Annotated in this window: 10 protein-coding genes; 3 read left to right on the plus strand and 7 right to left on the minus strand. The window is 34.0% G+C overall.

Features of this window, described 5'->3' with window-relative positions; all coding sequences use genetic code 11:
• The first annotated feature begins 30 nt into the window (after positions 1–30).
• Positions 31–795, plus strand: a complete 765-nt coding sequence (locus HQN85_RS10270) for an MBL fold metallo-hydrolase (protein WP_173272583.1) — start codon at positions 31–33, stop codon at positions 793–795.
• Here the strand turns inward: HQN85_RS10270 and HQN85_RS10275 are convergent.
• Positions 792–1,193 carry a response regulator gene (locus HQN85_RS10275; RefSeq protein WP_173271839.1) on the minus strand — a complete coding sequence of 134 codons (402 nt, stop codon included), beginning with the start codon at positions 1,191–1,193 and terminating at the stop codon, positions 792–794. The genes HQN85_RS10270 and HQN85_RS10275 overlap by 4 nt on opposite strands.
• 132 nt (positions 1,194–1,325) lie before the next feature.
• Positions 1,326–1,913 carry a YceI family protein gene (locus tag HQN85_RS10280; protein ID WP_173271840.1) on the minus strand — a complete coding sequence of 196 codons (588 nt, stop codon included), beginning with the start codon at positions 1,911–1,913 and terminating at the stop codon, positions 1,326–1,328.
• Positions 1,914–2,161: 248 nt separating this feature from the next.
• Between HQN85_RS10280 and HQN85_RS10285 the strand changes: the two genes are divergently transcribed.
• Positions 2,162–6,025, plus strand: a complete 3,864-nt coding sequence (locus HQN85_RS10285) for a TIM-barrel domain-containing protein (RefSeq protein WP_173271841.1) — start codon at positions 2,162–2,164, stop codon at positions 6,023–6,025.
• Between the two features lie 140 nt (positions 6,026–6,165).
• On the opposite strand, the gene HQN85_RS10290 is transcribed toward HQN85_RS10285, so the two are convergent.
• Positions 6,166–6,540 (minus strand): DoxX family protein, encoded by a 375-nt coding sequence (locus tag HQN85_RS10290; protein WP_173271842.1) that lies wholly within the window; start codon positions 6,538–6,540, stop codon positions 6,166–6,168.
• Between the two features lie 337 nt (positions 6,541–6,877).
• On the minus strand, positions 6,878–7,297 hold the full coding sequence (locus tag HQN85_RS10295) for a hypothetical protein (protein ID WP_173271843.1): 420 nt from the start codon (positions 7,295–7,297) through the stop codon (positions 6,878–6,880).
• A 363-nt stretch (positions 7,298–7,660) separates the two neighbouring features.
• Between HQN85_RS10295 and HQN85_RS10300 the strand changes: the two genes are divergently transcribed.
• Positions 7,661–8,476, plus strand: coding sequence for a LytTR family transcriptional regulator DNA-binding domain-containing protein (locus tag HQN85_RS10300; RefSeq protein WP_173271844.1), 816 nt, complete (start codon positions 7,661–7,663; stop codon positions 8,474–8,476).
• Between the two features lie 404 nt (positions 8,477–8,880).
• On the opposite strand, the gene HQN85_RS10305 is transcribed toward HQN85_RS10300, so the two are convergent.
• From HQN85_RS10305 to HQN85_RS10315, 3 genes are all read right to left on the minus strand, one after another.
• Entirely contained in the window at positions 8,881–10,443 is a 1,563-nt protein-coding gene (locus HQN85_RS10305) for a hypothetical protein (RefSeq protein ID WP_173271846.1), read from the minus strand.
• A 207-nt stretch (positions 10,444–10,650) separates the two neighbouring features.
• Positions 10,651–11,865, minus strand: coding sequence for an AGE family epimerase/isomerase (locus HQN85_RS10310; RefSeq protein WP_173271848.1), 1,215 nt, complete (start codon positions 11,863–11,865; stop codon positions 10,651–10,653).
• Positions 11,866–11,871: 6 nt separating this feature from the next.
• A complete protein-coding gene (locus HQN85_RS10315; RefSeq protein ID WP_173271850.1) occupies positions 11,872–13,083 on the minus strand; it encodes a glycoside hydrolase family 130 protein in 1,212 nt (403 codons plus the stop codon).
• Positions 13,084–13,089: the final 6 nt, after the last annotated feature.

Here is a 13,089-nt window from a genome sequence, read left to right on the forward strand (position 1 = left end):
TAATTTCTTTCCAAAAAACAACCCATGTCTTTGCAAGTACACACATTACACGAAGGTTCTTATTCAGTTGATATTACCAAGAAATTTCTACCGTTCGATCCCACCAAAGATAATCCAAAAGATAGGCCTGCATCGTTATTTATTCATGTACAACCATTTTTGGTGAAACTTGAAAACGAGTTGATTTTATTTGATACAGGTTTAGGTTATAGCAATGCTGATGGAAAGTTACATTTACATGAAAACATTAAAAAAGCAGGTTTTAAGCCAGAAGATGTTACTATGGTATTAATGTCACATTTGCATTTCGATCATTCTGGTGGTATGGTTCATCACTTAAATGATAAAATGGAACTTAGTTTCCCAGATGCTACTTATGTAATACAAAGAGGAGAGTGGGAAACTGCATTTACAAGCACATCATCTTCTTATCATACAGAAATATTTGATTTTTTGCAGCGTAACGCCCAACTGAAGTTTGTAGAAGGCTCAGGTAAATTGACAGATGAGATTAGCTACGAATTAACTGGGGCTCACTGTCCATATCACCAAGTTTTTTTAATAGATGATGGGGAGGATAAAGTGTTTTTTGGCGGTGATGTTTTACCAGAACCTGAAGAATTGTTAAGGAAATTCATCGCCAAATATGATTTTGATGGACGAAAAGCAATGGAACTCAGAGAAGAATTCGGACAAAAAGCTGCTGCTGAAAATTGGAAGTGTTTGTTTTATCATTCTAAAACAAAAACTCAAGCTTTTATCGAATTAACAGAAGATCGCTTTAAAATAGTTTAGTATTCAAGCTCTTTTATTAATTCTTTTAAACGCTCTATAGAAAGTGGTTTTGAAATAAAGCCTTTTACCGTGCTATAACTTTTGGTTTTTTCGATATCATTCTCATATACCGAAGAAGAGAGAATATATAAATCTACACGTTGTTCAATACCTAAAGCTTGATATGCTTCTACAAACTCCCATCCATTCATAACTGGCATATTGATATCTATTAAAATAAGATGAGGTAAGGGCTGATTCGCCGAAATAACATCATTTAAATAATCAATGGCTTGCTGCCCATTATTTTTGGATACCATATTAATAGCATATCCCGTCTTTTCTACAATTTTTTTGATGATAAAAATATTAATATCATCGTCATCTATAACCAATAAATTGATCTTAGTGTCTAACATTTAGCTCCTCAGTGTACTGTAAAAAAGCGTTTCTTTACATGGTTAAAGGTATATATTGGAAATCGAAATAACAATAGCTATAAATAAAAAGACCCAACGTTTCCATTGGGTCTTTTCATCTAGTTATTCGAATTATTTTTTAGCAACTAATTTTACAGCTATAGTGAATTCGTCATAAATAAAATTATCACCAATATTAGAGAAAACTGATTTAGACTTAAATTGGATACCATATTTAGTTCTGTCAATTACAATTTTATCTGCAGTTGCAGTAACTGATTTATCTGCATTCCAAACTACAGTAGCAGGGAATGTAATAGAATTAGTAACGGATTTAATAGTTAAATCTCCAGTGATATTTACATTAGCACCATTTCCCTCTACCTTTTTAATCACAAAGTTTGCAGCAGGAAATTTATCAGCCCCAAAAAAGTCATCTGCTTTTAAGTGTTTTTCTAAGCCACCATTTTTATCAGCATCTTTTATTGTAGTCATGTTTGCAATAAAGCCACCACCTGTTAATTTTTTGCCGTTAAAATTTAAGTTACCAGAAGTTAAATCTACAGTACCATTATGAGAACCTGCAAATTTTTTACCTTCCCATGTGATGCTAGATTTAGTAAGGTCTACTTTATAAACATCATCTTTTGCTGTAAAAGCAATTAATGAAAAGCCAGCTATAACTGCTAGTAATAAGATTGAAGTGATTTTTAATTTCATTATTAATTTTTTTAAGTTTTTGTAAAGGTATTTAATAAATCGTGAAAGTTTCATTGATGTATGTTAAGATTTTACAAATCTTACACAAACGTTTGAGATTGCTTGATTCGTCATTTATTGTGTTTAAACTATAATTAGACGCATTTTAATGTGTGAAATTTGCTTTAAAAAACAATCATGTTGCTTACATTAGCCAACTTGATACCATCATTCAGTCAACCAAAACACACAAATACCAAATATTAATCATGAACCTAAAACTTAGTAAAACCATTTTTAGGGTTGCCACTTTAACGGCAACTTCTATAATTATGCTGCTGCTATCTAAAGAAGATGTACAAGCAATCCCAACATCAAATTCCATATCAGCATTCAGAGATGGTTCTAAAATTACCGAAGCAAAAATTATCAATCCAACAACTGTTGAAATTCTCTACGACGATAATAAACGCTTAACCGTAGATTTTTATGGAGAGAATATTTTCAGAATGTTTCAAGATAATAACGGTGGTGTAATTAGAAATCCAGAAGCTAAACCAGCTGCACAAATTTTAGTAAATAATCCACGTAAGCCAGTTTCAAAACTTACTTTAAAAGATGAGAGTGGGCAAATTTTTATCTCAACAGCAAAAATTACGCTCTTACTGGATAAAAATACAAACCTATTTAAAGTAATAAATACACAAACTCAAGCTGTAGTGGCAGAAGAGACAGAACCTATTCAGTTCGAAAAAAATAGAGTTACACTTACTTTAAAGGAAAACCCAGACGAATACTTTTATGGTGGAGGCGTACAAAATGGCCGTTTTTCGCATAAAGGAAAATCAATTGCTATAGAAAATCAAAATAGTTGGACTGATGGTGGTGTAGCTTCCCCAACGCCTTATTATTGGAGTACTAAAGGATATGGTATAATGTGGTACACTTTTAAACAAGGTAGATATGATTATGGTGCAAAGACCAAAGGAACTGTTAAACTTTTTCATGAAACAGATTATTTGGATTTATTTTTCATGGTGGGTGATGGTGCTGTACCTTTATTAAATGATTTTTATCAATTAACTGGGAACCCAGTACTGTTGCCTAAATTCGGATTTTACGAAGGGCATTTAAACGCTTTTAATCGTGATTATTGGAAAGAAGATCCGACAGGAATTTTATTTGAAGATGGTAAAAGCTATAAAGAAAGCCAAAAAGACAACGGAGGAATTAAAGAATCACTGAATGGCGAAAAAAATAATTATCAATTCTCTGCCCGTGGTGTAATAGACAGATACAAAAATCACGATATGCCATTAGGCTGGATTTTACCAAATGATGGTTACGGTGCTGGTTATGGTCAAACACAAACCTTAGATGGTAACATTCAAAACCTTAAAAGTTTTGGCGATTATGCTCGCAAAAATGGCGTAGAAATTGGTTTATGGACACAGTCAGATTTACATCCAAAATCAGAGGTTAGTCCTTTATTACAACGCGATATTTTAAAAGAAGTAAGAGATGCTGGCGTAAGAGTCCTTAAAACTGATGTGGCATGGGTTGGTGCAGGATATTCTTTTGGGTTAAATGGAGTAGCAGATGTTGGTCAAACCATTCCGTATTATGGAAATGATAGTCGACCATTTATTATCTCATTAGATGGTTGGGCAGGCACACAACGTTATGCAACAATTTGGTCTGGTGATCAAACCGGTGGTGCATGGGAATATATTCGTTTTCACATTCCAACCTATATAGGTTCAGGTTTATCTGGTCAACCTAATATCACATCAGATATGGACGGTATTTTTGGTGGTAAAAATGTACCTGTAAACATTAGAGATTTCCAATGGAAAACATTTACACCAATGCAATTAAATATGGATGGTTGGGGCTCAAGTCAAAAATATCCACACGCACAAGGAGAACCAGCTGCCTCAATTAATCGTAATTATTTAAAACTTAAGTCTGAGTTATTACCCTATAGTTACAGCATTGCAAAAGAAGCAGTAAATGGTTTGCCAATTATTAGAGCAGTGTTTTTAACTAATCCTAATGCCTTTACATTAGGCACTGCGACGCAATATGAATATTTATACGGACCTAATTTTTTAGTGGCACCAATTTATCAAGCTACACAAGCAGATGAAAAGGGAAATGACATCCGTAATAATATCTACTTGCCAGAAGGAACTTGGATAGATTACTTTTCAGGAGAAAAATACACGGGAAACACGGTTATCAATAGCTTTAATGCGCCAATTTGGAAACTACCAGTTTTCGTAAAAAGTGGAGCAATTATCCCAATGGTAAATGCAAATAACAATGTTTCTGAAATTAATAACGGAGCACGTAGTTATGAGATTTATCCATCTGGCACTAGCTCTTTTACAGCTTACGATGATGATGGAAAAACTGAAGCCTACAAATTAGGCAAAGGCGCAACTACCTTAATTACATCATCGGTAGAAAAAAACAATGCTACTATAACCATCGACCCAACACTGGGTTATTTTGATGGTTTCGTAAAAGAGAAATCAACTTCGTTAATCGTAAATGTAACAGAGCAACCTCAAAAAGTTGCGGCAACCGTTGGTGGTAAAAGTGTAAAATTAGTAGCTGCAAAATCTGCTGATGAATTTGCGAACTTACAAAATGGATATTTTTACGATGCCACACCAAACTTAAATCGATTTGCAACCAAAGGCAGCGAATTCGAAAAAGTAGCCATGACTAAAAATCCACAGCTCTTGGTAAAATTAGCATCAACAGATATCAGCAAAAATACAATTGCGGTCCAAATAAAAGGTATTGTTTTCGCACCAGTAGATAAAAGCCGTATTTCATCTGGCACATTAACAGCACCAACATTAGCGCAAGTTTCAAAAAGCAATACAGCAGCTTTTACTTTAAAACCATCTTGGAAAGCAGTAAGTAATGCAGATTTTTATGAAATTGATTTTAATAATATGGTGTATACCACTATTAGGGATACTACATTTTTATTCGACGGCTTAAAACCAGAAACTCCTTATACATTCAAATTAAGAGCGGTTAATAAAGATGGCTATTCTAATTGGGTAGATATTAAAGCTACCACAACCGTAAATCCACTACAATTTGCAATTAAAGGAATTAAAGGAGAAACCACAGCCGAAAATCAAGGCGGAGCAGGAATTAACAAGTTATTTGATTTTGATGAAGACAATGGCTGGCATACCAAATGGGGGCAAAATTCATTGCCTTTTGATATGGTTATCGATTTAAAAAGTACTAATCAAGTAGAAAAATTAAACTATTTGCCACGCACAGGTGGCGGCAATGGTGTTTTGCTAAAAGGAACCATTTATTACAGTAACAATAAAACGAATTGGACGGAAGCTGGTAAATTTGATTGGGCAAGGAATGGCGATACAAAAACATTCAGTTTTGTTAATCACCCCACTATACGTTACATTAAAATTGCAGTTACTGATGGTGTAGGTGGTTTTGGATCGGGTAGAGAATTATACGTGTTTAAAGTGCCCGGAACAGAGAGTTTTATTCCAGGCGATATTAATAACGATAAATTAATTGATGGAAATGATATCACATCATACACCAATTACACTGGTTTGCGCAAAGGTGATGGAGATTTTGACGGCTATATTAGCAACGGTGATATTAACAAAAACGATTTGATAGATGCCTATGATATTTCAAATGTAGCTGTACAATTAGATGGTGGTGTAGAAATAGATAGAAATGAAAAACTGGCAGGAAGTATCACCTTAACTACTCAAAAATCAAGCTATAATGAAGGTGAAACAGTAGAAATAACCGTAAAAGGAGTAAGTTTAAACAGCGTAAACGCATTGAGTTTTGGTTTGCCTTACAATCCGCAAGACTTTGAATTTATAAGTGTACAGCCATTAGCCGTTAAGGATATGGAAAACCTAACCTATGATAGATTACATACCAATGGTAAAAAAGCACTATATCCAACATTCGTAAACATAGGCGATAAACAAACCCTAAAAGGAAACACAGATTTGTTTGTAATTAAATTAAAAGCAAAACGTAAAGTAACATTTACTTTAAAAGCTGTTGATGGTTTATTGGTTGATAAAGCGTTGAATAGTTTAGGGTTTTAAGTGTTTGATGCATTTTGAACAAACTAAAAAAGCTTCCCGAATTTCGGGAAGCTTTTTTTTAAAGAAACTAGTCTTTGCAAAGGAGGTTTTTACCGATTGTGGCAAACTTTCTCATGCTTAAAACCTGCAGAAAACATTAATTATGTAATAGAAGCGGTATTTAATTTATGATAATACACGTAAGAAATGGCTAAAATACCCAAGAATATTAATGGAAAAAATGTTTGAAAATTAATACCATCTACTGCGCCGTGACTAATGCTCGCAAATATGAAATCGAACCCAAATCCTGCATATGCCCATTCTTTAAAACGATTTGGCACTTTAGGAATCATTAAAATTAAGGTGCCCAAAACTTTAAAAACCACTAAGGCATTTCCAAAATATTCAGGATAGCCTAAATGTCTAATTCCCTCTTTTGCCAATTCAGTTTGTGAGGTCAAAGCTGGCATAACACCTTCCATTAAAAAGATAATGGTAGTTGAGATCCAAAAAATTGTTTTTTCTTTTTTCATCTGATTTAATTTTTAGTTAAGCTAAGGTATCAAGAAGACGAAAAGTAATGGCGCTATAAAAAAGACAATCTGTGGGGTGAAATGCGACACGCAAAGATAATCTGAACTGCGTCAATTATAGAATTGAAAAACTAATCATATTTGTTTAGTCAATTGCTTTTTAGTACATTTGATTTAGACAAAGTGGGTGGTCTATTGGTTAATAGTAAAAGTTGATAGCCACCTGCTTTGTTTTCAATATAAGAAGGGAAAAATTTTTGAGTAAGAATGCTTAAAATGAAAAATTCCCTTGCTTCACACGAACGAAGTCAAGGGAATTAAATCACATTGTTAATAATTAGAACAGTTTAGCAAAAACGGGTTGATGAATTTCTACAAGTTGGTAAGCAATATTTATTTCTAATATGCCACTTGCTTTGTATCCACTATGTCCTCCAGAACTTGCGCTTAATGTACTTTTATGCCAAATTATTTTTCCTTGTTCACTGTCATTGCTATTTCTAGCTTTATTCAGAATAATAGGCAATCTATTTTCGATAGCAAAACTGGTGTTAAAAATTAGTAGTGGTTTTGCTCTTGCATCTATGGCTTTAAGATAAGACAATTGATTATTGCTTAGCTCAAAGTGATTATCCATCCAATAGTCAAAACAATTAAGAACTAAATCGGCTTCGATTTTTAAAACCTCATCACTTAAACTATAGAGGTCATGTTGCAAGGCCAGAAAGCCCGCGTTGGTAAATGGAAATTTTTTCATTGTAAATTAGGTTAATAGTAAGCCATTAAATTAAAATCAACATCAAAATTTTTTAAAATAGAAATAAGATTTCTTGCTGAACGATGTCATTATTTTTGATAACTGATGTTTCACAATAATTAAATAACTAATAGTTAATCTTATTTACAGATTAGAATGGTTTGCCTTAATTAATTTTTAATATTATTTCCTGCCTAATGCTAATCCTTTCGCGATTGTACTTGTTTTAAACGCTTCCAAAAACTTTTATATATTGGTATAGCTATTTGCTTAATTTTTAGGCAATGCTTCAGATTTTTTAAACGTCTAAATCTAAATTATCGATTTTACTAATCTTTTACATCTACCTTTTATACAGCTAACATGAAGAAATCACCTTGGTATAGAGCTGCTGGCGCAGTTAAATACCCTAACTATGTTATAAAATTACCATTTGCATTTTTGTCTTCGCACTTGCTTATTGTCTATGAAGAAAAACATACGTATGCAGTTATTTTTACAAATCCATATTATTATAGTGCATTATTAATTAATGCTGTAATGGCTTATATATTAATTTCAGTAGTTTTTAGAATTACCAGCCTTTTAGATTATTATTATCCTTGGGGCAGAAGTTATAAAATAAGAATGCCTAGACAGTTGTTAGGCGGAGTGCTTTTCCCGATTTTACCAGCAATTATATTGGCAACACTATATTTTGCTTACTATGAAATTAACATTTTGAATACTGTTTATTTTAGTAGGTATTTGCAACAAATTGTGTTCATGCTCATTATATTAAATGCATATTTATTTTACCACTGGCATATACTCAGCAAACAAAAAAGCATACCTAAAGCACTTTTAGAAAATTATGTAAATGAACCAATTGCGAAAGAAACTTTTACGCAAATCGCCTGTGTTTTTATTGAAGATAAAAACTGTTTCGCCTATAATTTACAAGGAGAAAAAATTATCTGGAATGATACTTTAATTAAAAGTATCAACTATTTACCTAGAAGCCAATTTTATATGATAAAACGTTCTTTTATTGTGAATAGGGCTGTCATTAACAAAGTGAATGTTGTTAATTCTAGAAAGACAACAATTAAATTGAAGTCTCCCTTAAATTTAGAAGTTGATGTTAGTCAGCGGGAAAATGCTGACTTTAAAAAATGGATGTTAAGGAGTTTTTCTTAATGAGAAATGCCCATCTCCCATCATGCAAAGGATATTTCCTAGTATGCAAAGGACTTTTCCTATCACGCAAAGGACTTTTTCCGTCACGCAAAGGGCTTTTCTCATCACGCAAAGAGCATTTCCCATCACGCAAAGGATATTTCTCGTTACCCAAAGGGCTTTTCCTATCATGCAAAAGACATTTCCCGTTACGCAAAGCCCTTTTCCTATTGGGAAAAACCAAAAAACACAGACGAAAAAAGCCAATCGCTAAGATTAAGAGTTAGATCTTTTAAATAGCTTTAGAAAGCCCGACTTAGGCAAACAATTTCTTAGCGATATCTTCTGTCGAAACCCATCTAGCTCAAGCGTCCAACTTGCTAGAGTTCATCAGAATCAGCATTCATATCGCCTGTTGACTTTATCTATTTGCCAATATTGATTGGTACACCCACCTTTAAGCCAACTGCAAATTTAGAATGAAGCGATTCATTGGTTCTTGTAGCATAGTGTACCGATTTATTGAGGTTAGTCCAACTTACATAAGGAATAATAGAAAGTAAATTCTTACTATCCTTATCACTTGAAGGTAAATTATAGATGATTCCTAATTCTGCTGGAAATTGATGGTCATTAACCCATGGTTCTCCATACGCATAACTAATTTTCGTATATAAACCTGGTACGAATTTAGATTTAGCCAAACAAAAATAGGCTTCTAAGAAAACATCAAGTCCAAAACCGTTTAAGTAATTTCCTCTATACGCAACACCTGTTGTCTCATCTGTTATAGTCTCATTACCTATCTTAATAATTTGCTCTGAAGTCTTATAGCTAAACTTATCAATATCTGCTAAGGAGTTGGTTCTTTTTGGGGTAATGCCACCAGAAACGAAAATAAATCTCCCAGGGTTTTTCTGGTATTTAAAGAGGTAATTGAAAGACATCTTTAAGTCTAATGTTAAGCTATGCCTAGAAGAAATGCTGCCTAAGCTAGCATCGTATAAATGGAATGCCGTATTACCTACAATTGGGCTAATGTTTATCCATTTAAGACTTACTGTATTGTAAATGTCCTTAAACATTCTCATTTCTGTATCCGATAATGAGTCTTTTGCCAGCTCTATGGTTTTAAGTGCGTCCCTATAATTTTTTTGAAATAGCATTCCGTAGGAAGTGGTGATGGTATCACTAAGAGGAGTATTATTTACTGGATCTTTCTTTCCTAAATTTTTCCAGCGGTCTACAAAAGATTTTAAAGCAAGATTAACATCTGGTTGTGTAATACCATAGCTAGCCAACACTTTAAGCAGCAGTACTTTTTCTTGTGTTAAATTGTAGTTTGCTAAATCAGTTTTTTTAGTTTCTGCATATATTTTGGAAAAGGTAGCCAAGTTCGGACTGTCAAAAAACCGCTGATCATTTAATGCCTTATGAATAGCAGCAATTCGGGTATAATAATTTATTCTTTTTAAGCTGTCTAATAAAGCGAAATCACTTAACCTATTTCCCATTTCGGCCGTTGCCGGACTTTTATCTGTCTTACCAGGAAAGGTTGCACTATTGTATTTGGTTAAAAAGTTAAAACCTAAACTAGCTTTTACATAACCATTAAGTTTATTGCTAGAAAAAATATCAGCCACATCCTCTACTACACCGCCCGAAATTTCTAAGTTAAGGATAAACGTTTTGTTTTTGCTGTTCACTAAATTTCCAGAAAGTGTGATACTGGGTTTAACGGTTTCAAATTTTAAACCAGTAACTGGGGTTTGACTTCCTAAAATGGTAAATCCATAGGTATCGGCTAAAAATCTATTGAATGTGTAAGGAGATAATAGTTTCTTTTTTAAAGGAAGTGGATTGTACGGTAGGGTGTCCAATTCTTTTTCTTTAGCCTTCACTTTTTCTCTTTCGCTTTGTTGTGCATAAACGTTGGTTAAAACAAAACAGCTGAATAGAGTTAGGGTTACTATTTTAAATGATTTCATATGATGGAGCATTAATTTGATGAACACTAAATTATTCTATAAAGTAATAGCAATCAATACCTATATTCAGGTATTCTTATCTTAACGTATTCATTTTCTTTGTATTACGAGTTGGTTGCTATGCTGTATAATAGTTAAAACAGACGTGCATATACTGCCGCATTACGATCCCGTATCGAGTACGGGATGACGGTATAAAAAATAAAGTTAAATGGAATGATTGCTGTGTAATTTAATGCGCTTCATGATTTCTAAGCAAGCTCTGCCATTATGATAAGGACATTTCCAAAAGCCAGCTTTGTCTTCACCTTGTAGTAGTGAATAATCATCGTTTATACCCCAATACCATTCGCCATTCTTTATATCTTTAAGGTAGTTTTTAATAAACTCCCAACTTTGTAGAGAATGCTTTAGGTATTTTTCATCTCCGTTTAATTGAAAGGCATTAAAAAAACCAACCATTGCTTCTGCTTGTGGCCACCAGTGCATTTCCTTTATCCAATGTTGTGTTGCCGTATCGTATTCATACCAAAGGCCACCATTTTTGGCTAAACCTTTTTCTGTAGCCTCACTGAGCTGCAAGGCAATCGTTTTAACTATTTCAATTTCTGTTTCATCAGCTATACTTTCTGCAGCTTCTTGTAATAGCCATGCTGCTTCAATGTCGTGTCCAAAAGAGGTGATAGTGGATTTTACTTCCCAGTTGGCCGTAAAAAATAAATGTAGGTGATGTGTTTTTTGATCAATAATATGTTGCTTAAAATTAGCTAGCAATTTACTAATTGCAGCTTTTAACGTGTCATTTGGCCAAACGGTATACAAGTTTGCATAAGCTTCTATTACATGCAAATGGGTATTCATTGATTTTTGCTCATTCTGATCTTTATCGCTCAAGCGAAGATCTTCTTGCGATTTCCACTCTATTGAAAAGGCTTCCAAATACCCTAAATAAATAGGATCGAAACTGTATTTCTCTATCAATGCAAATGTACCTTGCGCTAATGACAAGGCTTTCGTGTTTGCTGTAATTTTATAATATTCAACCAATGCATAAATAGCAAAAGCTTGTCCGTAAATTTGCTTTTTCCCATCTAATTGTTCACCAGTATAGGTTACCGACCAATAGAAACCACCGTTTTTAGTGTCTAAAAAATGTGTGTTCAAATACTCGAACGCTCTATTTGCCATACTTAAATAAGCAGATTCTTTTGTCGACAGATAAGCTGAAGAAAACGTATACAGTATTCTGGTATTTAAAACTAAGCTCTTTGGGGCATGAGGAATTGAAACATTGTAATTGTCAATCTTTCCATAAAAACCACCATTTTCTTCATCAACGGTATAGATTATCCACCACTGCAATAGCTCGTGTAATTCATGCTCAACTTCTTTGGCAAATGTGGTTAGTATGGGTAAATTCATTTAATGCTAATGAGCAGATTCTCCATTCAAATGTACATGCTTATCTGTTAAACTTTTATTCTGATCGATAATGTTGATCATTGTTTCAACTGATGCTGCAGAACGTAAACCATCTGCTGGATTATTCATTACATAATCTGTAAGTTGTTGAATTGTGCTGGTAGCTACATGCATACGTGTGTCTGAAGAAGCATAATAAATGTATACAGTTCCATCGGTATCTGCAATCCATCCATTGCTGAAAACCACATTTGAAACATCGCCAACACGTTCCTGACCTTCTGGAGCTAAAAAATAACCGGCAGGTTTGTGGGTTACTTTAGTTAAGTCGTTCAAATCGGTCATGAACATATACAACACATAGCGTAGACCCGCAGCTGTATTTCGTACACCATGCGCTAAATGTAACCAACCTTGAGGTGTTTTGATGGGAGCAGGGCCAAGGCCATTTTTTGCTTCGTAAACAGTATGGTATACTTTCTTATCGATCACAATTTCTTCTGTAATGGTTGCATTTTCTATGGTTGAAGAAAGACCAAAGCCAATCCCGCCGCCATTCCCTGCTTCTACAAAACCATCTTGCGGACGTGTATAAAAAGCATATTTTCCGTGTACAAACTCTGGATGCAAAACAACATTACGTTGCTGCGGTGAGGGTGTTTTAAGATCGGCTAAACGTTCCCATTTTACTAAATCTTTGGTTCGGGCAATTCCGCATTGTGCAATAGCCGCCGATTGATCTCCTTCGCTTGCTGATTGATCTCTTCGTTCGGTGCAAAATAATCCATATACCCACCCATCCTCATGGTCAACTAATCGAATATCATAAACATTGGTATCTGGAATAGCTGTTTCTGGCATCACTAAAGGATACTCCCAGAAACGAAAATTGTCAATCCCGTTAGGACTTTCAGCTACTGCGAAAAAAGATTTTCGATCGGTGCCTTCTACTCGTGCGACTAAAACATAACCGTCTTTCCATTTAATAGCTCCAGCATTGAGTACTGCATTTATGCCAAACCGTTCTATTAAATTAGGATTAGTTAGTGGGTTTAAGTCATATTTCCAATTGAATGGGACATGAGCAGCAGTTAAAACAGCATTTTTATAGCGATTGAATACACCATTTCCAGGTTCAATCATTTTATTAGGTACTTTAATCAGTTCTTCTTGATGTAAAGCCATTTGGGCAATACGTTGTTCGAAAGTAGTTTTCATTAGTAT

It is taken from the genome of Pedobacter boryungensis (assembly GCF_013204825.1).
GTDB lineage: Bacteria > Bacteroidota > Bacteroidia > Sphingobacteriales > Sphingobacteriaceae > Pedobacter > Pedobacter boryungensis.

What these genes read in the sequence shown, in the direction of transcription:
- HQN85_RS10275 (WP_173271839.1), bottom strand. Translation starts at nt 1,193, where the DNA reads ATGTTAGACACTAAGATCAATTTATTGGTTATAGATGACGATGATATT.
- HQN85_RS10280 (WP_173271840.1), bottom strand. Translation starts at nt 1,913, where the DNA reads ATGAAATTAAAAATCACTTCAATCTTATTACTAGCAGTTATAGCTGGC.
- HQN85_RS10285 (WP_173271841.1), top strand. Translation starts at nt 2,162, where the DNA reads ATGAACCTAAAACTTAGTAAAACCATTTTTAGGGTTGCCACTTTAACG.
- HQN85_RS10290 (WP_173271842.1), bottom strand. Translation starts at nt 6,540, where the DNA reads ATGAAAAAAGAAAAAACAATTTTTTGGATCTCAACTACCATTATCTTT.
- HQN85_RS10295 (WP_173271843.1), bottom strand. Translation starts at nt 7,297, where the DNA reads ATGAAAAAATTTCCATTTACCAACGCGGGCTTTCTGGCCTTGCAACAT.
- HQN85_RS10300 (WP_173271844.1), top strand. Translation starts at nt 7,661, where the DNA reads ATGAAGAAATCACCTTGGTATAGAGCTGCTGGCGCAGTTAAATACCCT.
- HQN85_RS10305 (WP_173271846.1), bottom strand. Translation starts at nt 10,443, where the DNA reads ATGAAATCATTTAAAATAGTAACCCTAACTCTATTCAGCTGTTTTGTT.
- HQN85_RS10310 (WP_173271848.1), bottom strand. Translation starts at nt 11,865, where the DNA reads ATGAATTTACCCATACTAACCACATTTGCCAAAGAAGTTGAGCATGAA.
- HQN85_RS10315 (WP_173271850.1), bottom strand. Translation starts at nt 13,083, where the DNA reads ATGAAAACTACTTTCGAACAACGTATTGCCCAAATGGCTTTACATCAA.